Source organism: Nocardiopsis sp. L17-MgMaSL7 (assembly GCF_003182025.1).
Taxonomy (GTDB): domain Bacteria; phylum Actinomycetota; class Actinomycetes; order Streptosporangiales; family Streptosporangiaceae; genus Nocardiopsis; species Nocardiopsis prasina.
Genome location: NZ_QGTF01000009.1, coordinates 194,446 through 217,305, shown reverse-complemented (window position 1 = coordinate 217,305; position 22,860 = coordinate 194,446). Strand labels below are relative to the sequence as shown.

Genomic DNA, 22,860 nt, shown 5'->3' with positions numbered 1-22,860 from the left:
CGACCAGGGTGGGTCCACACATGGCGGGGCGCTCAAGTGTGCGGACAACCCCCATAGGCAGCGGTCGCCCAGGTCCCTAGCGTGTGCGGGCATGGAACCGAGAACGACATCGTCCCCCGGGGGCGGAGACGCTCCGAAGACGCCCTTCCACCGCGTCGTCACGGCCAGCCTCATCGGCACCACCATCGAGTGGTACGACTTCTTCCTCTACGGGGCCGCCGCCGCCCTGGTGTTCAACCACGTCTTCTTTCCCGAGTCCGACCCCCTGGTCGGCACCATGCTGGCCTTCACCACCTACGCGGTCGGCTTCGTCGCCCGGCCCTTGGGCGGGCTGGTCTTCGGCCACTTCGGCGACCGGGTCGGCCGCAAACAACTGCTCGTCCTGAGTCTGCTCCTCATGGGCGGCGCCACCTTCGCCATCGGCCTGCTGCCCACCTACGCCGCCGTCGGGGTGGCCGCTCCCCTGCTGCTCACCCTCCTGCGCGTGGTGCAGGGGTTCGCGCTGGGCGGCGAGTGGGGCGGGGCCGTGCTGCTCGTCGCCGAACACGGCAGGGCCCGCAACCGGGGCTTTTGGACCTCATGGCCCCAGGCCGGGGTGCCCTGCGGCAACCTCCTGGCCACCGCCGTGCTGGCGGTCCTCGCCGTGGTGATGACCGACCAGACCTTCCTCGACTGGGGCTGGCGCGTGCCGTTCCTGCTGTCGGGGGTCCTGGTGTTCATCGGCCTGTGGATCCGGCTGGCGGTGACCGAGTCCCAGGTCTTCCAGGAGGCCTCCCGCAAGGCCGCCACCGACCGGACCACCGAGCGCGCACCCATCCTGGACGTGCTCCGCCACCACTGGCGCGAGACCCTCGTGGCCATGGGCGTGCGCATGGCCGAGAACGTGTCGTACTACGTGGTCACCGCGTTCATCCTGGTCTACGCCACCCAGCAGGCCGGGCTGGGCAACGACGCGGTCCTGAACGCCGTGCTCATAGCCTCGGCCGTCCACCTCGTGACGATCCCCATGTGGGGCGCCCTGTCCGACGTCGTCGGCCGCCGACCCGTGATCGCCTTCGGCGCTCTGGGGGTCTCCGCGTGGAGCTTCGCGTTCTTCCCGCTCATCGACGTCGGTACCTTCTGGTCGGTGACCCTGGCCGCCACCGTGGGACTCTTCCTGCACGGCGCCATGTACGGCCCGCAGGCGGCCTTCTTCTCCGAACTGTTCAGCACCCGGGTCCGCTACTCGGGAGCCTCCATCGGATACCAGCTGGCGTCGATCGTGGCGGGCGGGCTGGCCCCGCTCATCGCCACGGCGCTCCTGGCGACCTTCGGAACCAGCCTGCCGATCTCGGCGTACGTGGCCGGAGTGGGGGTCGTCACCGTGGTCGCGGTGGTCTTCGCCCGGGAGACACGGGGCTCCGACCTCGCCTCCGTGCCGGGCGGACCGCGCGCCTGACCGTCCGAGTCCCCTGCCCCCGCTCCAGCGCACGGCCGAGGGCCGACCCGTGGTCGGGTCGGCCCTCGGCGGCTCGGGGATGGGGGGATCCCACACCTACTCGTGCTCGGGGTCGCGTTCCCTGCGCCGGAGCGGCGCCGCAGCCCAGGAGACCTAGTCGTCCCGGTCCGGACCGCGGCCGTCCCCGGGGGCCTCGCCACCGTCCGGGTCCTGGCGCTCGTCCGGGTGCCCGCCCTCGGCCGCGTGCTCGCCGTCGTGCTCCCAGTCGGGGCCGTGCATGCCCTCACCGCCGTCGACGGCGCCCGGCTCCCCCTGTGGCGCGGCGTCGCTCGGCGCGGCGCCTCCGGACCGCTCCACCTCCTCGGGCAGAGGTCCGCCGGCGTCGCCCCAACAGTGCACGTTCCTCAGGTCCGGCATCTTGGCCAGGGTGAACTGCGGGTCCAGTCCGTTGCGCAGCTGACGGCTGTAGTCGCCCAGCAGTCGGAAGGCGATCGTGGACAGCGGGGCGATGGCCAGCAGGTTCACGGTGGCCATGACCCCCATGGCGATGTCCGCCAGGTTCCACACCAGGGTCAGAGGGGCGACGCAGCCGATGAAGATGGAGGCCAGGACGGCGGCCCGGAAGTAGCTCAGGTGCTTGTCGTTGGCGTCCAGGAACCGGAGGTTGGACTCACCGTAGTAGTAGTTGCCCAGCAGCGAGGTCCAGGCCAGGAGGAACAGGATGACGGTGAGGGCGTGGATCGCCCAGCCTCCGAGCGAACTCTGGAGCGCCATCTGGGCGACCACGATCGGCTCCTGCCCGGGGGCGAACTCGGTGCTGAACAGGAGCACGATGAACGCGGTCACCGAGCAGACCAGCCAGGTGTCGAAGTAGACGCCCAGGGTCTGGACCAGGCCCTGTTTCGCGGGGTGGGAGACCGAAGCGGTGGCACCGGCGTTGGGCGCCGAGCCCAGGCCCGCCTCATTGGAGAACATGCCGCGCCGCATCCCCCACAGGATCGCCGTGCCCACACCGCCCGCGGCCGCCTCGCGCAGACCGAAGGCGTGCGCGAAGATGCTCCCGATGACCCCGGGGACCTCGTCGATGTTGACGATGACCACGGCCACGCCGAGGAGGATGTAGAGGATCGCCATCAGGGGAACCAGCCCCTGGGCGACCGTGGCGATGCGCCGCACCCCACCGAAGATCACCGCACCGGTCAGCGCGGCGAGCCCGATGCCGATCACCGCGTCGAACCACAGACCGGTGGGGACGCCGAACTCCCCCACCGAGGTGCCGATCGCCCCCGTGATGCCGTTGGCCTGCACCGAGTTGAACACCAGGCTGAACGTGATGGTGATGATGACCGCGAACAGGACGCCCATCCAGCGGCGTTCGAGCCCGTAGAGCATGTAGTACGCCGGACCGCCGCGGAAGCCGGTGCTGGTCCGCACCTTGTACAGCTGGGCGAGGGTGGACTCCACGAACGACGCGGCGCCCAGGACCCCGGCCATCAGCCACATCCAGAACACCGCCCCGGGACCGCCCAACATGATCGCCAGCGTCACGCCGACGATGTTGCCGGTCCCCACCCGCGAGGCCGCCGAGAGGGCGAAGGCCTGGAACGCCGAGATCTCGCGGCCGCCGTCGGGTGCCGTCCCCGGGCTGCTGCGCATGACCCGGAACATCTCCGGGAGGAGGCGGATCTGGACGAAACCGGACCGCACGGTGAAGTAGACGGCCAGGATGACCAGCAGCGGGATGAGGAAGAAGGTCCAGAAGAAGTCGTTGAGGGCGACCAGAGCGTTGTTGAGGACGGTCACTCGTTCCCCTTCGAGCGGTGTGCGGCCCCGCGTTCGGTTCGGGGTTTTCCGGCCAACTGTCCACTTCGGGGGTGGTTTCGGCGGCCTGGGACACGCGAAGGGGCGGTAAAGGACCGTAAACCATGACGAGGCGGGTCCGACCTGTGGTCGGACCCGCCTCGGGTGCTTCAGTACCGCTCGGTGCTAGCGCTGCGGAGCGGAGTCGTAGCGGTCGTTGCGACGCGGGCCGCCACGGTAGCCCCCACGGGAGTCTCCGCCACGGTAACCGCCGCCACCGCCACCGCGGTAGCCGCCGCCCTCGCCACGGCGTTCGCCGCCGCGGTAGCCGCCGCCGTCGCCACGGTAGCCGCCCTCGCCGCGGGAGTCGCGGTCACGGTAGCCGCCGCCCTCGCCGCGGTCGTTGCGGCCCTCGCCGCCGCGGTAGCCGCCCTCGCCGCGCGAGTCGCCACCGCGGTAGCCGCCGCCACCGCCGCCACGGTAACCACCGCCACCGCCGCCGCGGTAGCCGCCACCGCCGCCGCCGCCACGGTAACCACCGCGACGGGGGCCGCCACGGCCGCGACGCTCACGGACGGGCTCCGGCGGCTCGATCCACGGCTCCCAGCTGGGCTCCTTGGCTCCGGTCACCTCGGAGAGCAGTTCGTCCCCGGGGTTGACCAGGTGCTGCTTGGCGTCGACGCCGGCGTCGCTGAGCAGACGGCGGGCCATGCGGCGCTGGTTCGGAGCGACCAGGGAGACCACGGCGCCCGAGGAACCGGCCCGCGCGGTACGACCGCCACGGTGCAGGTAGTCCTTGTGCCCGGTGGGCAGGTCGATGTTGACGACCAGGTCGATGCCGTCGACGTGGATGCCGCGAGCGGCGACGTCGGTGGCGACCAGGGCCTGGATCTTGCCCTCACGGAACTTGGCCAGGGTGCGCGTGCGCACGCTCTGGGTCTTGCCGCCGTGCAGAGAGGCGCAGGGCACCCCGGCCTCGATCAGCTGCTCGCTGATGGTGTCGGCGCGGTACTTGCTGCGCACGAACAGGATGGTGCGGCCGTCACGCGCGGCGATCTGCGCGACGATCTTGTTCTTGTCGCGGGGCAGCACCTTGAGCAGGTGGTGCTCCATGGTGGTGACCTGGGAGACCGGCGGGTCCACGGAGTGGGTGCGCGGGTCGTTCATGTAGCGGCGGACCAGCTTGTCCACGTCACCGTCGAGGGTGGCGGAGAACAGCAGGGTCTGACCGTCGGGGCGCACCTGGTCGAGAAGCTCGCTGACCTGCGGCATGAAGCCCATGTCGCACATCTGGTCGGCCTCGTCCAGCACCGAGATCTCGACGTCGCCCAGGTCGCAGGCGCCCTGGTCGATGAGGTCGGTGAGACGGCCCGGGGTGGCGACCAGCAGGTCGACGCCGCGCCGGAGCTCGTTGATCTGGCGGGTGTAGGAGCTGCCGCCGACGACGTCGCCGACCTTGACGCCCAGGATGCGGGCGTAGATACGCAGGGCGTCGCGCACCTGGTGCGCGAGCTCGCGGGTGGGGACCAGGATCAGGGCCCGGGGACGGTTGGCGGCGGCGCGGCGCTCGGCGCAGCGCATCAGGACCGGCAGGCCGAAGGCCAGGGTCTTGCCCGATCCGGTGCGCCCGCACCCGAGGACGTCACGGCCCTCGATGGCGTCGGGAATGGTCGCGGCCTGGATCGGGAACGGGTTGGTCACACCGTTCTTGGCCAGCTCGTCGACAATGTCCTTGGGAAGCCCCAGGCTGTCGAAAGCGGGCATTACGGCAGTGTCCGTCGTCAAGTGACGTGTACCTTCCTCATCGTTTGGCGGCGTTTCGAGGAAGGCTCCACACGGCCACAGCGGACCCAGCGAAGAAATCACACAAACGCGCCTGATCACACGCGGAAGCGGCCCTGGCTGTGTGGGCTCGTGTGCTCTTCGGGTCAAGAGTGATGTCGACCGACGCCGACACGCTCTCCGCGTCTGGGCGGCCCGGCGCGCTCGGATGCGCGCGGCATTCATCGACCGCTTGCAGCAGCGTACTAGAGATCGTTTGGAAGCGGGGACGGGATGGGGGATTTTCACCGGTGATACCGGTCTCCCCCCTCCCGTCCCCGTGTGCGGTCAGACCCCCGGGGCCATGGCCCTGGCCAGGGCGGTCAGGCGTCCCACCTGGGCGCGGCGCTCGGCGGCACACTGCTCCTCGAGCGTGTTGTCCCCGGCCTCCTGGAGGAGGGCCTTGGTGGCGACGGCCGCCTCGGGGTCGGTGGCCAGCAGGGCGGCGACGGCGTCGTCCACGGCGCCGTCGAGCTCGTCGACGCCGACGACCAGGGTGGCCAGGCCGAGCTCGCGGGCCTCCTCGGCACCGACCTTGCGGGCGGTCAGGCAGATCTCGGTGGCGCGGTGCACGCCGACGATGTCCACCAGGGGCTTGGTGCCGGTGAGGTCCGGCACCAGCCCCAGGGCGGGCTCCTTCATGCAGAACCGGGCGTCGTCGGCGAGGATGCGCAGGTCGCAGGAGAGCGCCAGCTGGAATCCGGCGCCGATGGCGTGTCCGCGCACCGCCGCGATGGTGACGAGCTCCGGTCGGCGCAGCCAGAGGAAGCCCTGCTGGAGCTCGGAGATGTAGGCGTCCAGGTCGGCCTCGTCGGCGGAGCCGTCGGCGAGCCCGGCGACGATCGAGCGCTCGCCGTCGACCCCCTCCGGGGTGAACATGTTGAGGTCGATCCCGGCGGAGAAGATGTCGCCCTCTCCCGCGATGACGACAATTCGGACATCGCCCGGGAGTGCCTGGCCGATGTGGGCCAGGGTGGTCCAGGTGCGTCCGGTCATCGCGTTGCGGCGCTCGGGGCGGCTGATGGTGATGCGCGCGACCGCGCCCTCAACCACGAGCCCCAGTCCGGCCCGGGTCAGTTCCTCCTCGGTGGGCAGATCCTGTTTCCCGGACTCCCGCGGGTCCTGTGCCATGGCTTCCTCCGTCGCGTCGGTTGGCTACCCACCGACCCTACTCGCCAGTAACCCAGACCCGGGCGCCGGGATCAGGCCTTCCGTGTCGCACCACCACGTCCCCGCAGCTCCACCCCGGCCTCGCTCAGCAGCCGGTGGACGAAACCGTAGGAGCGGCCGGTCGCCGCCGCCAGACTGCGGATGCTCTCACCCTCGTCGTAGCGGCGCCTGAGCTGTGCGGCCAGCTCGGAACGGTCCGCTCCCGACACCCGGGTGCCCTTCCTCAACGCTTCACTCACAGATCTCTTCCCTTCCACGGTGGTGGGGTCTCCCACCGTCCGGAACCACTGCCATGATCGGACATCCCGTTCTCACACCGCCACATTCGCCTGGCGCCACGCCGGTGGGGGCGAGTTTCGGAAGACCACTAACCGGGCCCGAAATGTGACGGGGTGAACCTCGCGGTGCTCTGGGCGTCCACCGCGTCCCGCACGCGCTCGCTCGTGCCCGCGAGCACGGCTTCCCCGGACACACGGAGGACCCCGGCCCGCGTGGGGTCGGGGTCCTCCGTACGCGTGCCCGGTCGGTCAGGCCAGCGCGATGAGGTCCTCGAAGTCGGCGTTCCACACGTCCTCGACACCGTCGGGAAGCATGATGACGCGCTCGGGTTGCAGGGCCCCCACGGCGCCCTCGTCGTGTGTCACCAGGACGATCGCGCCCTTGTAGTTGCGCAGCGCCGCCAGGATCTCCTCGCGGCTGGCCGGGTCGAGGTTGTTCGTGGGCTCGTCGAGCAGCAGCACGTTGGCGCTGGAGACGACCAGGGTGGCCAGGGCCAGCCGGGTCTTCTCACCACCGGAGAGCACACCGGCGGGCTTGCTCACGTCGTCACCGGTGAACAGGAACGACCCCAGGGTCTTGCGCGCCTCGACCTCGGGCAGGTCCGGGGCCGCGCTCATCATGTTCTCCAGCACGCTGCGGTCCACGTCCAGGGTCTCGTGCTCCTGCGCGTAGTAGCCGAGCTTGAGCCCGTGACCGGGGATGACCTCACCGGTGTCGGGCTGCTCGACCCCGCCGAGCAGCCGGAGCAGGGTCGTCTTGCCCGCGCCGTTCAGCCCCAGGATGACCACGCGGCTGCCCCGGTCGATGGCCAGGTCCACACCCGCGAAGATCTCCAGCGATCCGTAGGACTTGGACAGCCCCTCGGCCATCAGTGGCGTGCGGCCGCTGGGCGCCGGGTCCGGGAAGCGCAGCTTGGCGACCTTGTCGGACTGGCGCACCCCCGCGACCCCGTCCAGCAGCTTGTCGGCGCGGTTGAGCATCTGCTGCGCCGCGCGCGCCTTGGAGGCCTTCGCGCGGAACCGGTCCGCCTGCTTGCGCAGGGTGTCGGCCTGCTTCTCCGCGTTGGCCAGCTCCCGGCGGCGACGGCGCTCGTCGGCCTCCCGCTGGGACAGGTACAGCTTCCAGCCCATGTTGTAGATGTCGATGGTGCTGCGGTTGGCGTCCAGGTAGAACACCTTGTTGACCACGTGCTCGACCAGTTCCACGTCGTGGCTGATCACGATGAGCCCGCCCTGGTGGTGCTTGAGGAAGTCACGCAGCCAGACGATGGAGTCGGCGTCCAGGTGGTTGGTGGGCTCGTCCAGCAGCAGCGTGTCCGCGCCGCTGAACAGGATGCGGGCCAGCTCCACCCTGCGGCGCTGACCACCGGAGAGCGTGTGCAGCGGCTGGGACAGCACCTTGTCCGGCAGGCCCAGGCTGGAGGCGATGGCGGCGGCCTCGGACTCGGCGGCGTACCCGCCCAACACGTGGAGGCGCTCCTCCCAGCGGGCGTACTGGCGCACGCCCTTGTTGCGGGTCTTCTCGTGGTCGCTGGCCATCTTCTTCTCGGCCTCGCGCAGACCGTTGAGGGCCTCGTCGATCCCGCGCGCGGACAGGACCCGGTCCTTGGCGATCACGTCGAGGTCGCCGGTGCGCGGGTCCTGCGGCAGGTAGCCGATGCTGCCGGAGCTGGTGACCGTTCCACCGGTGGGCAGCCCCTCCCCCGCGAGCACCTTGGTCATGGTGGTCTTGCCCGCACCGTTGCGGCCCACCAGTCCGATCCGGTCCCCCGCGGCGACACGGAAGGTCGTCGGCTCCAGCAGGAGTCGAGGTCCGACGCGCAGTTCGAGGTCGGTGGCGATCAACATGGGTGGGGCATCCTCAAAGGTGGTCTGGCGGTTCGGGGCGGTCGGGACACGCGCGGCACCGGCCCCCGTGGGGGCTGGTTCGGCGGTGGCGCCGCGACGGGGCGGCGGCGGACGTGTCCTCGGGACCGGCCGACCCAGCCTAACGGCAAGGAGCGGGGGCGGGGCGAGGGGTTTTCCTCACGGCGCGACCCGGACACGGGTGCGCCCCCGACCCACACAACGGGGCCGGGGGCGCGAGTCATTCCCGCAAGGGTTCGCGGGACGACGTCACTCCCTGGTGGGGGTGTCCGTTGACTCCGGCCCGTCCGAGGTCTCCTCGGAGGGCGGGGAGGCGACCAAGACAGCCACGTCCTTCTCCGGCAGGGCCGCGGAGGACCCTCCCGGCCCCTCCGTGGCGTCGCCGTCGTCCGGGTGAGCGGGCGGCCGGTTGCGCAGCAGCGCGGCGAGCACGGCCGCCACCGGAGTGGCCAGGAACATGCCCGGGATGCCGCCCAGGATGCCGCCGGCCGTGATGGAGATCAGGACGATGGGCGAGGGGAGCTCCAGGGCCTGGCCGTAGATGCGGGGAGCGAAGATGCTGCTCTCCGCCTGCTGGACCACCACGACCGCCGCGACGATGACCAGCGCGACCACCCAGCCCTCGGCGACCAGGGCCACCAGCGCGGCCAGGAGTCCGGTGAGGAAGGCCCCGATGACCGGGAGGAAGGCGCCGACGAAGGTGAGCACGATCAGCGGGATCGCGAGGTTCACGTCGAGGAAGATGAGAAGGAAGATGCCGATACCGACGGCGTCGATGACACCGACCATCGCCACACCCCGCACGTAGCGGCCCATCACGCCGTAGGCGACGCCGCTCGCGTGACGCAGGCCCGGACGGGACTTGGGCGGCAGCAGCGTCACGAACCAGTCGATCAGCTTGTCGCCCGAATGCACGAAGTACACGGTGAGGGCGATGACCAGCACCAGGCTGATCAGGATCTGGAGGACGGCCGCACCGGCGGTCCAGGCTCCGTTGACCAGTTCCTGGGTGTTGTCGGTGATCATCCCCTGGACCTGGTCCCACGCGTTGGTGAACGCGTTGGTGAGGAAGGCCGGGTCCGCCTCCAGCCCGAAGGGGAGTTCGATCTGGATTTCCTGGAGACCGGTGAGCGCGCTGGAGACGCTGGCGATCATCCCGTCGAAGCCCTGTATGGCGGGCTGGATAATCATCGTGATCACACCGCCGAGGACGACCAGGCCGGTGAGGACGGCGACGGCGGTGGAGGAACCGCGTCCCAGCCCCTTGGTCCGGAGCCATTTGGCCAGCGGCATCAGCAGCGCGGTGATGAACACCGCGATGATGACCGGGAGGGTGACGAGGGAAAGGTAGATGATGGCGTAGACGAGCAGACCCGCCACGACGCCGATGAGGAGCATCCGCCAGGCGACGTCGCTGACCACCCTCAGCAGGTCGCCCGCGCCCACGTCCTCGGGTTCGGGGGCGGGTTCCTCGACCACCTCGGGCTCGGCTCTGGCGGCCTTGTCCTGCGCCTCGAGTTGGGCGAGGCGCTCGGCTCGGGCTCTGCGGGCGACGAGCCACTTGTTCAGGAGCGCCCACACTCCCGGCCGCTGGGCTTGCACATGGACTCCGATCTCTGGATTGCTGCGGGGCGGCCGCTCCGGCGGCGACGGCCACGTGGTGACACTGTTCCGGGGGATGTGGGAGGGGATGTCAGGGAGATGCGCCGGCGGGGGTTCTGGTTCCGCCGGACGACGAGGAAGGTGGGGTGGCCCGGCGGAACGGGGCGGCCCTCACGGGTCCGCCCGTTCCGGTGTGGGCCGGTCGTCTCAGAACTGCCAGGGCTCACGGGGGTGGCCGGCGCGCACGATCTCGTTGCCGAACGGGGCCAGCGCCACCGGGATCATCTTGAGCGAGGCCCACGCCATCGGGATGCCGATGATGGTGACGGCCAGGGCCAGTGCGGTGGTGATGTGACCGATGGTCAGCCACCAGCCCGCGACGATCAGCCAGATGACGTTCATGAACGTGGCGCCGCCACCGGAGCCGGGCCTGCGCACGAGGTCGCGGCCGAAGGGCCAGATCGCGTAGCTGGCCATCCGGAAGGACGCGATGCCGAAGGGGATCGTGACGATGAGGAGGCAGCAGATGAGTCCGGCGATGACGTAGCCGACCGCCAGCCAGAATCCGGCGACGAAGAGCCAGATGATGTTCAGGATGAGCCTCAAGAGGGCCACGGTGTTCGTCTCCTTGGTTCGGTCCCGTGCTTGTCCGGTCCCGTGAGCGGGTGGTGCGCGTTCCCTCCGGAAAGGACGGAGAACGAGCGCACCCTGTTTTCTATCGTCTGGGACGCGGACGCACCATGACCTGTTCCTCCCTGTTCCCCTGATCCTTCCCCTAAGGGACGGTGTGGACCGGTGGGAATCGGCCCGCGGAGGGGCGGCGCGGCGGCCGGGGGAGCGCCACGGGCTCGCACGCGGTTTCAGGAGAGGGCGTGGGGGGGGCGGTGCGCCGCGAGGCGCCACGCGATACGACGACCCTACTGGCAAGGCGGATCGGCTTCCGGACCCCGTCGCGCTGCGTGAGGACATACGGTCACACCCAATCTCGCGAGCATGGGCGGACCACAATGTGATGGGCGCATCAGGAGGACCCCCTAGGCAGGAGGGACATCGCCCCATACGATGTGCTGTGTCCTTCGCAAGACGGTAGTTCTGGCGATTTGCGACAAAATCTGACAGACAACCAGAGACCGGACGCCAAGCATCAGGTTTCGGTAACGGTTGGATGAGTAATTTCCCCACCCCCCGTGCAGGATCGGGAGCGGGGATGGCATGATTACGTACCGGCACAGACGGAGACTGTCACCGCCTCCGCGGCCGTTCGCGTGAGAGCACCCCTTCAACGGCAGGCATCGCCTCCGTGATGGCGCTTCTCGTGGTCTCAGCCACACCGGGGAACAACGTCAACACCGCTCGACGTTTGCGTCGTGCGGGGTGCCTCACGCCGCATGACCAACTTTTGGTGACTGAAGCTTTTTCAGACAGCTTACTAGTGATTTCAGTAGAGGTGGTTCAAGCATGTCTCAGGTACGTCGGCAGGCCGCGCTGCGCCCCCGCCCGAGCTGGGGGTGGCAGGATGCCGCCGCGTGCCGGGGCGAGGACCTTGTGCTCTTCTTCGGCCCCGATGGCGAACGCCAGCCGGAGCGGGAGATTCGTGAGCGCAAGGCCAAGGAGATCTGTGCGGCCTGCCCAGTTCGGACCGACTGCCTGGACTATGCGATCTCGCGTCCGGAGAAGTACGGCACCTGGGGCGGACTGAACGAGGACGAGCGCGCCTCCGAGCGCCGTCGCCGCATGCGCCGCGCCAACGCCGCCTAGCGATTCCCGCCGAGCGGATCTCTCTCCCGCTGGCCCCGGCCCCGATAACCCGCGGCGCCCCGACGTAGTTCGTCGAGGGCGCCGCGGGTTTTCCTGTTTCCGCGTTTTTCGCGGTCGATTCCCGGTCCCGGGCCCTGACCCGGCCGAGCGCCCTCCCCGAGCCGGGTGGACTCACCCCGGCCCGGGTGACAGGTGCCGGTCGAACCAGTCCAGCGTCTCCACCGCCACCTCGCGCCATCCGAGGTCGCCCCGCAGCAGCCGTTCGGCCCCGGACACCACCTTCAGTTCGGAAGGGCCGCCCAACCTGCCGCGGGTCCACTCGCCCAGCTCGCGCACGAACGAGTCACCGCTCTCCAACAGGAACAGGGTCGGTGCCCGCACCGACGACAGGTGCGGTTCGGCGCGGTCGACGCGTCCGCCGTGCACCACCACCGCCCCCACGTCCTCCGGTCGCTGCGCCGCCGTCACCAGGGCGGCGGGCGCGGCGGGCCCGGAACCCAGCAGGCCCAGGGGTTCGCTGGCCGCGTCGGTCGCGCGCCGCAGCCAGGTCACCGCCGCGCTGAGCCGCTCTCCCAGCACACCGGTGTCGGTCTCCTGCCCGCCCTCCGTGTCCTGGGAGGCCCGTTCCTCCTCGGTGAGCAGGTCGAGCAACAGGGTCGCGTACCCCGCGCGGCGCAGGGCCGAGGCGTTCGCCCGCCACCGGGGGTCGGCCTGACCTTCGCCGAAGGCCATCACCACGGCGCCTCGCAGCGCCGTCGGCATCGTGAGGTCACCGTCCAGGTACACCTGTCCCGCGCGGATCCGCACCCCCCGGGAGACGTCGGGTGACCGGTGGAGGCGTTCGTGTTCGGAGAGGATCGCGACGACGCTGCCGTCGGACAGCTGGTCGAAGTCCCGGTACCACTCCCCCACCGCCTGGAAGTTCTCCGGTGCGGTCAACACCACCAGTTCGTCGGCCTCCTCCCGGAGCGTCTCCAGTGCCTCCGGGGCGCCCACGGGCACGGCCAGGACCAGGCGCGAGGGACCCGCCTGGCGCAGCATCCGCAGCGCGGCGCGGGCGGTGCCGCCGGTGGCGACGCCGTCGTCGACCACCACGCAGTCGCGACCGGCGATCCTCGGAGACGGTCGTTCCCCTCGGTAGACGCGACGCCTGCGGTCGAGTTCGTCCCGTTCCGAGGCCACGGTGTCGGACAGCGCCTGACGTGGCACCCGCATCCGGGCCAGGGCGCGGTCGTCGTAGATGACCTGTCCGTCCTCGGCGATCGCGCCCACACCGGTCTCCGGGTGCCCGGGCATGCCGATCTTGCGGACCATCAGTACGTCGAAGTCGGCGTCGAGGCGGTCGGCGAGTTCCGCTCCGACGGGAACACCGCCACGGGGCAGGGCGAGCACGATCGGGTCGTTGACGGCGTGGGGGCGCACCCGCTCCGCGAGGCGTCGCCCCGCCTCGGAACGGTCGGCGAAGGGCAGTGAGACGGGTACCGGGTTCATGTCCTCACCGGCGCCAGGGCCGCGGAGCCCGGCGCCGCTCCTTCCGGCAGAGTGTGGAGTGAGCCGCGGGAACAGTGGTAGCGGCATCCCCCGCCTCATACGTGTCGCAACCCCGCACTGGGGCAAAAACCGCCCCGGGGCCGGTGCCCCGGGAACGGTCAGCGGCCCCGGGATCCGCCGCGCAGCACCGCCATCAACAGGGCGTCGTGGCGGCGCCCCTCCCAGAGCAGGGCGTCACGGAGTCGGCCCTCGACGTCGAAGCCGCAGGACCGGTACACGGCGATGGCGCGCATGTTGAAGGCGTAGACGTACAACCAGACCCGGTGCAGACCGATCTGCTCGAAGGCGTACTCCAGGACCAGCTGGGTCGCTTCCCGGCCCAGCCCCTGCCCGGTGAACTCGATCGCCGACAGGGCGATGCGGTACCCGGCGGTCTCGTTCTCCGGGGAGACCGCGTAGACGGACAGCTCGCCCAGATAGCGGCCGTCGCCGGGCGCGATGATGGCCAGGTCCAGCCGGTCGGTGCGGCCCGCGCGGCTCTCGCACCACTCGCGCGCCTGCGCGTAGGTGATGTGGCCGTGCGTTCCGGTGAGCCGTCGGACCTCCTCGTCGAGTCCCGCCGCGAAGTAGGCGTCCGTGTGTTCGGGGCCCAGGGGGACCAGTCGTACGCTCTTCCCGGTCAGCGTGGGCGTTTCTCGCAGCGCGCTCGTTCTGATCATGTGATCTTCCGGTTCCGACCGGGACCGTCGGGGCACGGCGCGTCCCGGTGTGAGGGAGTCGGCGGGCAGGGGGCGCCTACGCGGGAGCGGGCCGCGGGGGCTGGCCGGTGTCAGGGGCCGCTGGTCGGGACGGGGGCGGAACTGGTCCGAAGTGGGAGGGAAGGGGCCGGGGGCTGGTGTGACCTCCGGGATTCCACGTTGACGAGGGCGGACCCCCTATGTAAAACGGCTCGGGGTCGCATGGCAAGCCCGGTCGCCCTCCCACCCGTGAAAAAGCCTGTCCATCGGAACTGCTCGCCGGATAACATCCGCACGCATCGAAACGAACCCTGGAGCCCTCCTTGAACGCGCAGACCGACAAGTCCACCGGACCCCCTCCCGAGGCCAGGCGCGCTCGGGTCGCGGTGTCCACCCTGTTCTTCGTCAACGGGTTCACGTACACGAACGCCGTTCCGTGGCTGCCGGTGATCAAGGACGACCTGGGTCTGACCAACGCCGAGCTGGGGCTGGCGATCGCGGCGATGCCGTTCGGGGCGATCCTGACCGGGATGCTCGCGGGGCCGCTGATCCACTGGTTCGGCAGCGGACGCACTGCCGTGGGGACCAGCCTTGTCTCGCTGGGAGCGCTTCCATTCATCGCTCTCGCGCAGAACTGGTGGATGCTCGCCGCAGCGCTCTTCGTCATGGGCTCCGCCGACGCCTGGACCGACTCGGCGCAGAACTCCCACGGTCTTCGCGTGCAGCGCCGCTACCGGCGGAGCATCATCAACACCTTCCACGCCGTGTGGAGCCTGGCGGCGGTCGCCGGCGGTCTGCTCGGCGCGACCATGGCCGGTTCCGGGGTGCCGATCCTCTGGCACCTGACCGGGGTGACGGTCGTGCTCGTGGTCGTGAACCTCGCCATCAGCCGCATGCTGCTGCCCGGGCCCGAGAACAGCGAGCGGGAGGACGGGGTGAACGGCCACGACGGGAGCCGGGCCCGCATCCCGGCCCAGGGCATCCTGCTACTGGTGATGCTGGGTGTGCTGCTGATGATGGCCGGGGGCATTGAGGACTCCGCGGCCTCGTGGGGGGCGGTGTACATGAGCACGGAACTGGGCGCGCCGCTGTTCCTGGCCGCGATGCCGTTCGTGGCCTGCCAGGCGATGATGACGGTGGGCCGCCTGGTCGGCGACCGGGTGACCGACCGGTTCGGAGCGGCGGCGGTGGGGCACGCCTGCGGTCTGCTCGCCGCTGGCGGGCTGGCCATCGCCCTCCTCCTTCCGCACCCGGTGACCACCATCATCGGCTTCGGTGTCATGGGGTTGGGCGTGTCCACGCTGTTCCCGCTGACGCTGGCCGCCGCCGGGAACATCCCCGGGGTGCGCACCGGCGACGGGGTGACCGTGGTGGGTTGGCTGGGCCGGGCCGGGTTCCTGGCCTTCCCTCCCATGGTGGGCCTCCTCGCCGACTCGCTCACACTCGGCAGCGCGCTCTGGGCCATCGCTGCGGCGGGGGTGGCTGCCTTCCTGCTCGCCTCGGCACTGCGTCCGCGGACCTGAGGGACACGAAAGGGCCCCGTTCACCGGATTCCTCCGGCGGACGGGGCCCTTCCACGCGTCAGACCCACGCGGACGCGGGAACGGACGCGGTGTTACTCAGCCATGCCCGGACGGCGGCTGCCGGCCCACAGGGCCAGAGCACCGATACCGGCCACGACCGCGCCGCCGAGCACGAAGCCCGACATGTCGACGCCCGTGGCGGCGAGCTCGCCACCGGTGGTGTCACCGGTGACAGGAGCCGGACCGCTCGGGGACTTGGCGCCGGGGGCGTTGGCGTTGGGCGGCTGCCCGTTGTCACCGGGGCCGGTGCCCAGGTCGGGGTCGGTGATTCCACCGTCCCCGTTACCGGGCGGGGTGCCACCGTCGTCGCCGCCGTCACCGTCGCCGGGCGGGGTACCGCCGTCGTCGCCGCCGTCACCGTCGCCGGGCGGAGTGCCGCCGTCGTCACCGTCGCCGGGCGGGGTACCGCCGTCGTCACCGTCGTCACCGTCGCCGGGCGGAGTGCCGCCGTCGTCACCGTCGCCGTCGTCGTCACCGGGGTCGCCGCCGTCGTCGCCGTCGTCGTCACCGGGGTCGCCGCCGTCACCCGGGTCCGGGGGATCGATCGGGCCCGGGTCAGGGTTGCCCGGGTCCTCCCCGCCGTCACCCGGGTCGGGGAAGAGCGGCGGCAGGTCGAACGCCGGGAACGTGGTGACCTCTTCGAAGGCCTGCTCCACGATGGGAGCGACCTCGACCACGGGGTCAGCCGCAGGGGCCGGAGCCGACTCCTGAAGCGTCACCGGGGCGGCCTCGGGCGTGACATCGGGGACGGTCTCGTCCGCGGTCTCGGCCGCGAAGGCCGGAGTCACCGAGAAACCAGCCATGAAAAGGCCGGCCGCAGTGACCGTGAAGACCCGCTTCTTAAGGGACATCCCACTCCTTTCTTTCGCTTGCGAAATGAACTACTCAGGGGGAATGGCATACAGGTGGCCCTCGTGGACCACCACCGCGCGGTCGCCGAGAAGGCCGCGCGGAGTCTGGGTGTCCTCGGGAACCTCGGAGGGCTCACCGGCGGCGTCCAGCGCCACCCGTTCGCCGTCCAGTTCACCGAAGACCTGGGCACCGACCGTCGCCTCGGGTGTGAAGCCCGGAACCACGGCGGTCTCACCAGTGGCCGGTGAGAACAGCACCGGGCCGTAGGCGACCAGGTCGACTCCGATCGGCGCGGAGAGGTGGCTGACGCCCTCCAGGGCGTCCTCCTCGATCTCCGCCGCGCCGAGGACGGCGCCGTCCTCGCGGTCGTGGAAGGCCAGGAGCGAACCTTCGCCCCGCTGCGCTTCCCAGCGGACGATCACGTACTCGCGCAGGGCGGTGACCACGCCCTCCATGTCACCGGCGCCGTCGGGACGGTCGGCGTGGACCTCCTGCTCCCCGCCGCCGGGCTCGACCCACTGCCAGGGGCCGTTCACCACGGCGGTCAGGGCGCGGTCGTCGGCCGCGAGCATCGGCTCCGAGCTGCCCGGAGACTCGAACTCCTCCAGCTCTCCGTCGATGGGCAGGTAGGAGGTCTCGTCGGTGCGGACCAGGACGGAGTCACCCGCGTACCGGGCGGAGCCGGACTCGGGGAGCGTGATGCTGGTGGGGCCGGCGCCGGAGACGGGCCAGAACCACAGGGTGTCGGCGGTCTCCATCGCGATGGCGTCCTCGCCGCCGTACTCCACGAACCGGGGTGCGCCGAGCCCGGCACCCGCTTCGAAGGGCAGTTCCACCGACCACTCGCGCGAGCCGTCCTCGGCGAGGAGGTTGAGTTGCTCTCCGGGGTCGATGTAGGCGAGGAAGAGACCGTCGCGGCTGATCCCGGGCTGGGTCTCCGGAGCGAGCTCCTCGGAGAAGTCGACCGTGGGCGCGTACCCCGGCGGGGCCTCGAACTCCAGGGCGACCGCGGGGTCGTCGGCCCCGTCGTCCTCCGTCGCCGTGGAGACACCGGGCAGGAATCGGGTGACGACCACTCCGCCACCGACGACGAGCAGCAGAGCGAGCACCGCCGCTCCCCCGATGAGGACCTTCCTGCCGCCGCCTCTCTCCTTCCCGGCCGCCGGAGGGTGTCCCGGAGGCGTCTGACCGCCCTGGGGCGTGCCCGGGATAGGCGGCTGCGGACGGTCCGAGAGGGCCTGGTCCGCCGCCTGCACGACCCCCGAGGGGGTCGCGACCAGACGCCAGTAACCGTTGGCGTCACGCGCGTCGACCAGTACCGGCTGCCCGATCCGGGCGGCGTAGCCCGTGGCGACGTCCAGCGCCGCGCGCCGCGTCTCCTTGGGAGCCAGGCCGCTCACGACCTGGCGGTGTCCCTCGATGACGATCTCGGCGCTGAGTTCGTCGGGCGCGATGACGATGACCGCGGTTGGCCGGGGGTGCTCCGGACGGGACGCCCGGCTCATGGTGCCTCCGAAGGCATGGGGAACGTGAACCTGTTCGTGTACGGGAGCAGGGGGACGATCAGCGATGACGGTCGGTCGCGGCGCGACGGGATCCGCAAGCGGGGGTCAAACGGCACACGAGTAGTCAATGCTGCACGTGATGATACTGACCGTCTCAGAGGATGTTCACTCCGTTTCATCGAGAAGGAACCGGGCACCAGTCCCGCCTCACCTGTTCGAGTTCGCCCCACGGGACCGGTGACCTGCTGTGACTTGCGAAGGAGGTCACGGGACCCGCCCGGCGCGACTTGCTCACGCTGGAGAGGACACCCCAAAAGGCGATCAGGTTCACGCCGAAATTGGCCGGATCTGGCCAGGGGGTCCTCGGTTGAACCGGACTCCCACCGCTCACGCAGGTCGCGTGGACGGACGGGGGTCGCGTGGGCCGACCCTGTGCAGGTCCAGTGTCCGACGCCCTCCGCTCGTCACCGGGTTGGGCCGGTAACGCAGCTCGACGTGCGCCTCCTCCCCGGGACGCAGGTCGACCTCCAGTGGCGCCGAGCGTTGCAGGGCGAGGAGAGCGCGGACCCGGCGCCGCCCCGGAGCCACCACGACCGTCGCCCACTGGCCCGCCGCCAGACTGACGACGTTCTCGCCGTCCACCTGGAACCGCGGGTTCAGCGTGTTCAGTCCCCCCGGGCGCTGGAGGGGAACGCCCAGGTAGAGAACGGCCCACCCCGGAGTCGGCGTCACGTGCGCGCCCCAGCCGACGATCATCGGCCCCGGCCCGGGCGGGGGCGCCGCCCCGGACTCCCGCACCTGGCAGACGATCGCCAGGGCGTACAGGGGGACGGTGAACGCCAGGAGGAAGCACACCTCCCAGGAGCCGCGCCAGACGACGGTGGCCACAGTGGCGAGCAGGAGCGGCCCGCACAGGAGGTGTGACCCGATGCCCAACAGCAGTCGGTGGAGGTCACCAGCCGCGCGCCGCTCCCGCTCGTCCTCGGCGGGCGAGACCAGGAACGCCATTCGGACCAGGAACACGCACATGGCGCCGAGGACCCAACCGACGATCTGCACGACGACGAACGGAGCGCCCCAGAAGCCCAGGAAGAAGGCTGTCGCCAGGGAGAGGACGCTGCCCACGAGGAACACGGCGGAGAGTCTCATCGGCCCTCCCCCAGCGATGCAGAAGCCCGGAGCCCGTTCTGCCCCAGGGCGGCGATGGCGCGGTTCTCGCGGACACGGAGCACGAAGGACAGCGCGTAGGAGACGAGGCAGACCACCAGCACCGGGACCGGGTCCCAGGTCTGGTACCAGAACAGGCTCCAGACAGCGACGGCGAGGAAGGCCGGGAACAGAGCCGTGAGCGGAAGCAGGAGGAGCGGCCAGAGCCACGGCAGGAGCCCCGTTTCGGAGAACACCAGGGACAGGGGGATCACCGCCACCAGCCACGGCATCCAGACGAAGGCGACGGCCTGTTCCGGTCGCGCCGAGGGAGCTCCGGGGCGCTGGGGCAGAGCCGCCAGGTACAGGACGCACAGGCTGGAGAAGGCCAGAGCGAGGAGGCTGGTGGAGCCGTGGTGGAGGGGGTGACCCGTGGTGAGGGTGAACCACAGGGTGACGCAGAGAATCGCGGCCATGATCGAACCGATTCCGAGGCGCGAGGACGCGTGGATCGGGGGCCCGGAAGGGGAGGGCACTGGGGGCCTTTCAGGGGACTGTCCAGGCTCGGGGCGGCGGGTTCGCGGCCTCCCGCCGGACACAGTCAAAATACTGACATTCCTGGCTTAACGGTCCCTTTGGCCGTTTCTGGTCAGCGCCCGTTGAGGGTGTCGATGACCGCCTGCTCCCGCCGCTGGGCGAGCCGGTCGGCCCGCTCGAAGTGGCGGTTGGCGAGTTCCGCGCGGGCGGAGGCGGTGCGCACCGTGGGCCACAGGGCGTCGATCTCGGAGTTGAGCGAGGACCCCACCAGCACGGCGATCGCCATGACGTACAGCCACGCCAGGATCGCGATGGGGGCGGACAGCGAGCCGTAGATGCTCACCTGTCCGAAGGAGGCGTCCAGGTAGGCGCGCAGGCCGGCCGAACCGGCCAGGAGCACGAGAGTGGCCAGGAGCGCCCCGGGCAGGTGCCGCCACAGCGGGGTGCGGACGGGGACGCTGAGCGCGTAGAGCAACGTGACGGCGGCGGTGACGAGCAGGGCCACCAGCGGCCAGTAGAAGAGGTTGAGGTGACCGACGGTGAGCGGCAGCAGATCGTGGACGATGTCGGGTCCGGCCACCAGCACCGGCAGCACCAGGACCGCGAACAACAAGCCTCCCAGGTAGGCGAAGAAGGCGAGCACCCGCTGCCACAGCCAGCCGCGCAGTTCGTCCAGGCCGTAGGAGATGGTGATGGAGCGGATGAAGACGTTCATCGCCCGCGAACCCGACCACAGGGACACCAGGAAGGTGACGGAGAGGACGCCGCCCGGGACGCCGCCGAGGAAGTCGTCGACAAGCGGCTCCACCACGCTCTCGACGGTGGCGGGAGTGAGGATGCGCGCCGCCAGGTCCAGCATCCACTCGCGGATCTCCACCACGAGGTCCTCCCCGAACACCATGGCCAGTGGCCCCAGGGCGCCCAGGAGACAGAGCAACAGCGCGGGGAGGGAGATCAGCGCGAAGAAGGCCGACTCGGCGGCCAGGCCGACGACCCGGTCACGGGAGAAGGCCCGGATGGTGCGCAGCACGAGCAGCGTGCCGCTGTGGAAGGCGGGATGGCGTCTGAGCCAGGCGTCGACCATGCGCCACAGGCTTTCCCAGAATCCCACCACAGGGAGAACGTTAGCGCTCCTCAGGACGGTCGGCACCATCGCGGCATGACGTGACTCACATTCGGGCCCGATCGGCACGCCTGGACAAGCGCCGGACGCCCGTGCCATTCTCGAAACATGAACGCTGTTCTCGACCCCATGCTCCGCGTGCGCCGCCACGTGGACTTCCTGCGGGTCAGCAGCGCCATCTGTTGCAGCGTCGGATAACTTCTCGCCGCCTTTTGACGCACCCTCAGGGGTGCGCGCGGCCCCGGCGCTCCCCCTCTTCCTTCAACTCCCACACGGGCTTCACCCGTGACACCAGCCACGACGACGTGCGGTGTCCACGGGCCAGTGGTGCGGGCGCCGGGATCGTGAGCACCCCGCGACCCCAACGGAGACACCCGCGATGCCTCCCTCTTCCGCGCAGCCCGGCAAGCCACCCACGGCAGCCAAACCCAAGCGCCGCCGTGGTGAGGGCCAGTGGGCCCTCGGCTACCGCGAACCGCTGAACAAGAACGAGGAGAACAAGAAGAACGACGACGGGCTCAACGTCCGCGATCGGATCATCAACGTCTACGCGAAGGGCGGGTTCGACTCCATCGACCCGGCCGACCTCCGTGGGCGCTTTCGCTGGTTCGGCCTCTACACGCAGCGTGCCCCGGGCATCGACGGCGGCAAGACGGCCGTGCTGGAGCCCGAGGAACTCGACGACCGCTACTTCATGCTGCGCGTGCGCATTGACGGCGGCCAGTTGTCGGCGGCCCAGCTGCGCGCGGTCGCGGAGGTCTCCCGTGACTACGGGCGCGACACCGCCGACATCACCGACCGGCAGAACGTGCAGTACCACTGGATCCGCGTGGAGGACGTCCCCGCGATCTGGGAGAAGCTGGAGTCCGTGGGGCTGTCCACGACGGAGGCCTGCGGGGACACCCCGCGCGTGATCCTGGGCTGCCCGCTGGCCGGAGTGGCCGAGGACGAGGTCCTGGACCCCACCGCGCAGATCGAGCAGATCTACGACGAGCACATCGGCAGCCCGCTGTACTCGAACCTGCCCCGCAAGTTCAAGTCGTCTCTGTCCGGGTGCACCGTGCACTGCGTGAACCACGAGATCAACGACATCGCCTTCGTGGGCGTGCGCGACGAGGCGGGCGAGGCCGGGTACGACCTGTTCGTCGGCGGCGGCCTGTCCACCAACCCGATGTTCGCGCAGCGGCTGGGCGCCTTCGTGCGCCCGGACCAGGTGAGCGAGGTGTGGGCCGGGGTCTGCGGGATCTTCCGCGACTACGGCTTCCGGCGTCTGCGCACCCGTGCCCGGATCAAGTTCCTCATCAAGGAGTGGGGCGCGGAGAGGTTCCGGGAGGTCCTGGAGCAGGAGTACCTCGGCTACGCACTCCCCGACGGCCCCGGTCCCGTGCTGGACCCGGGGGTGCGCCGCGACCACGTGGGCGTGCACCGCCAGCGCGACGGACGGTTCTACGTGGGCTTCGCGCCCAAGGTGGGCCGGGTCTCGGGCGCCTCGCTGCTGCGGGTCGCCGAGATCGCCGAGGAGCACGGGTCGGACCGCATCCGCACCACCGCCGACCAGAAGCTGGTCATCCTCGACATCGAGGAGGAGCGGGTCCCGTCGATCACGGCCGCGCTGGAGGCCGAGGACTTCCAGGTCAACCCGAGCGTGTTCCGCCGTCAGACCATGGCCTGCACCGGCATCGAGTTCTGCAAGCTGGCGATCGTGGAGACCAAGGGCCGCGCGGCCACCCTCATCGACGAGCTGGAGAAGCGGCTTCCGGACTTCGAGGAGCCGGTGACCATCAACGTCAACGGCTGCCCGAACTCCTGCGCGCGCATCCAGGTCGCCGACATCGGTCTCAAGGGCCAGCTGGTCATGAACGACCGGGGTGAGCAGGTGGAGGGCTACCAGATCCACCTGGGCGGCGGCATGGGGCTGACCCAGGCCTTCGGCAAGAAGATCCGCGGGCTGAAGACGACCGCCGACGATCTCCCCGACTACGTCGAGCGGGTGCTCCGGCGCTTCCAGGAGCAGCGCGAGGACGGCGAGAACTTCGCCGCCTGGGCGGGCCGCGCCGACGACGCGGACCTGAAGTGACCACCTGACACCCAGAGGCCCGGGCGGAGCGCCCGGGCCCGCCCGACCCCCTGACCCGGGCCGGGTCCACCGGAAG

19 protein-coding genes are annotated in these 22,860 nt (G+C 70.5%); 5 read left to right on the top strand and 14 right to left on the bottom strand.

Annotated elements, in window-relative coordinates:
* Nucleotides 1–91 precede the first annotated feature (91 nt).
* Nucleotides 92–1,438 carry an MFS transporter gene (locus BDW27_RS17850; RefSeq protein ID WP_158543590.1) on the top strand — a complete coding sequence of 449 codons (1,347 nt, stop codon included), beginning with the start codon at nt 92–94 and terminating at the stop codon, nt 1,436–1,438.
* A 153-nt stretch (nt 1,439–1,591) separates the two neighbouring features.
* Here the strand turns inward: BDW27_RS17850 and BDW27_RS17845 are convergent, their stop codons facing one another.
* From BDW27_RS17845 to BDW27_RS17820, 7 genes are all read right to left on the bottom strand, one after another.
* Nucleotides 1,592–3,241, bottom strand: coding sequence for a sodium:alanine symporter family protein (locus BDW27_RS17845; RefSeq protein ID WP_110050388.1), 1,650 nt, complete (start codon nt 3,239–3,241; stop codon nt 1,592–1,594).
* 183 nt (nt 3,242–3,424) lie between these two features.
* Nucleotides 3,425–5,002: a DEAD/DEAH box helicase gene (locus BDW27_RS17840; protein ID WP_199560691.1), complete on the bottom strand. Its 1,578-nt coding sequence runs from the start codon at nt 5,000–5,002 to the stop codon at nt 3,425–3,427.
* A 345-nt stretch (nt 5,003–5,347) separates the two neighbouring features.
* Nucleotides 5,348–6,190, bottom strand: coding sequence for an enoyl-CoA hydratase/isomerase family protein (locus BDW27_RS17835; RefSeq protein ID WP_110050385.1), 843 nt, complete (start codon nt 6,188–6,190; stop codon nt 5,348–5,350).
* A gap of 71 nt (nt 6,191–6,261) precedes the next feature.
* On the bottom strand, nt 6,262–6,468 hold the full coding sequence (locus BDW27_RS27115; RefSeq protein WP_026129429.1) for a helix-turn-helix domain-containing protein: 207 nt from the start codon (nt 6,466–6,468) through the stop codon (nt 6,262–6,264).
* Nucleotides 6,469–6,756: 288 nt separating this feature from the next.
* Nucleotides 6,757–8,355 carry an ABC-F family ATP-binding cassette domain-containing protein gene (locus BDW27_RS17830; RefSeq protein ID WP_110050383.1) on the bottom strand — a complete coding sequence of 533 codons (1,599 nt, stop codon included), beginning with the start codon at nt 8,353–8,355 and terminating at the stop codon, nt 6,757–6,759.
* Between the two features lie 267 nt (nt 8,356–8,622).
* On the bottom strand, nt 8,623–9,954 hold the full coding sequence (locus BDW27_RS17825) for an AI-2E family transporter (RefSeq protein WP_199560700.1): 1,332 nt from the start codon (nt 9,952–9,954) through the stop codon (nt 8,623–8,625).
* A gap of 228 nt (nt 9,955–10,182) precedes the next feature.
* Complete coding sequence (locus BDW27_RS17820) at nt 10,183–10,590, bottom strand: YccF domain-containing protein (RefSeq protein WP_110050380.1); 408 nt, start codon at nt 10,588–10,590, stop codon at nt 10,183–10,185.
* Between the two features lie 843 nt (nt 10,591–11,433).
* Between BDW27_RS17820 and BDW27_RS17815 the strand changes: the two genes are divergently transcribed.
* Nucleotides 11,434–11,733, top strand: a complete 300-nt coding sequence (locus BDW27_RS17815; protein WP_017588640.1) for a WhiB family transcriptional regulator — start codon at nt 11,434–11,436, stop codon at nt 11,731–11,733.
* 171 nt (nt 11,734–11,904) lie between these two features.
* Here BDW27_RS17815 and BDW27_RS17810 read toward each other — a convergent pair whose 3' ends face one another.
* Nucleotides 11,905–13,224 carry a phosphoribosyltransferase gene (locus BDW27_RS17810; protein ID WP_110050378.1) on the bottom strand — a complete coding sequence of 440 codons (1,320 nt, stop codon included), beginning with the start codon at nt 13,222–13,224 and terminating at the stop codon, nt 11,905–11,907.
* A gap of 158 nt (nt 13,225–13,382) precedes the next feature.
* On the bottom strand, nt 13,383–13,943 hold the full coding sequence (locus BDW27_RS17805; protein WP_017545520.1) for a GNAT family N-acetyltransferase: 561 nt from the start codon (nt 13,941–13,943) through the stop codon (nt 13,383–13,385).
* Nucleotides 13,944–14,284: 341 nt separating this feature from the next.
* Between BDW27_RS17805 and BDW27_RS17800 the strand changes: the two genes are divergently transcribed.
* Nucleotides 14,285–15,484 (top strand): MFS transporter, encoded by a 1,200-nt coding sequence (locus BDW27_RS17800; RefSeq protein ID WP_110050376.1) that lies wholly within the window; start codon nt 14,285–14,287, stop codon nt 15,482–15,484.
* Between the two features lie 92 nt (nt 15,485–15,576).
* On the opposite strand, the gene BDW27_RS17795 is transcribed toward BDW27_RS17800, so the two are convergent.
* The 5 genes from BDW27_RS17795 to BDW27_RS17775 form a co-directional block, all read right to left on the bottom strand.
* On the bottom strand, nt 15,577–16,395 hold the full coding sequence (locus tag BDW27_RS17795; RefSeq protein ID WP_110050374.1) for a hypothetical protein: 819 nt from the start codon (nt 16,393–16,395) through the stop codon (nt 15,577–15,579).
* Nucleotides 16,396–16,425: 30 nt separating this feature from the next.
* Nucleotides 16,426–17,901: a hypothetical protein gene (locus BDW27_RS17790; RefSeq protein WP_110050372.1), complete on the bottom strand. Its 1,476-nt coding sequence runs from the start codon at nt 17,899–17,901 to the stop codon at nt 16,426–16,428.
* Nucleotides 17,902–18,288: 387 nt separating this feature from the next.
* Entirely contained in the window at nt 18,289–19,050 is a 762-nt protein-coding gene (locus BDW27_RS17785; RefSeq protein WP_110050370.1) for a hypothetical protein, read from the bottom strand.
* The gene (locus BDW27_RS17780; RefSeq protein ID WP_146223272.1) at nt 19,047–19,523 is read right to left on the bottom strand and encodes a hypothetical protein; all 477 of its coding nucleotides are present in this window, start codon (nt 19,521–19,523) and stop codon (nt 19,047–19,049) included. The genes BDW27_RS17785 and BDW27_RS17780 overlap by 4 nt, the downstream gene beginning before the upstream one ends.
* Before the next feature lie 173 nt (nt 19,524–19,696).
* Nucleotides 19,697–20,698 (bottom strand): YihY/virulence factor BrkB family protein, encoded by a 1,002-nt coding sequence (locus BDW27_RS17775; RefSeq protein WP_110050367.1) that lies wholly within the window; start codon nt 20,696–20,698, stop codon nt 19,697–19,699.
* A gap of 117 nt (nt 20,699–20,815) precedes the next feature.
* Here BDW27_RS17775 and BDW27_RS28165 point away from each other — a divergent pair, with 117 nt between their 5' ends.
* Nucleotides 20,816–20,905, top strand: a complete 90-nt coding sequence (locus BDW27_RS28165; RefSeq protein WP_338042027.1) for a putative leader peptide — start codon at nt 20,816–20,818, stop codon at nt 20,903–20,905.
* A 181-nt stretch (nt 20,906–21,086) separates the two neighbouring features.
* Nucleotides 21,087–22,784, top strand: coding sequence for a nitrite/sulfite reductase (locus tag BDW27_RS17770; protein ID WP_110050365.1), 1,698 nt, complete (start codon nt 21,087–21,089; stop codon nt 22,782–22,784).
* Nucleotides 22,785–22,860 lie beyond the last annotated feature (76 nt).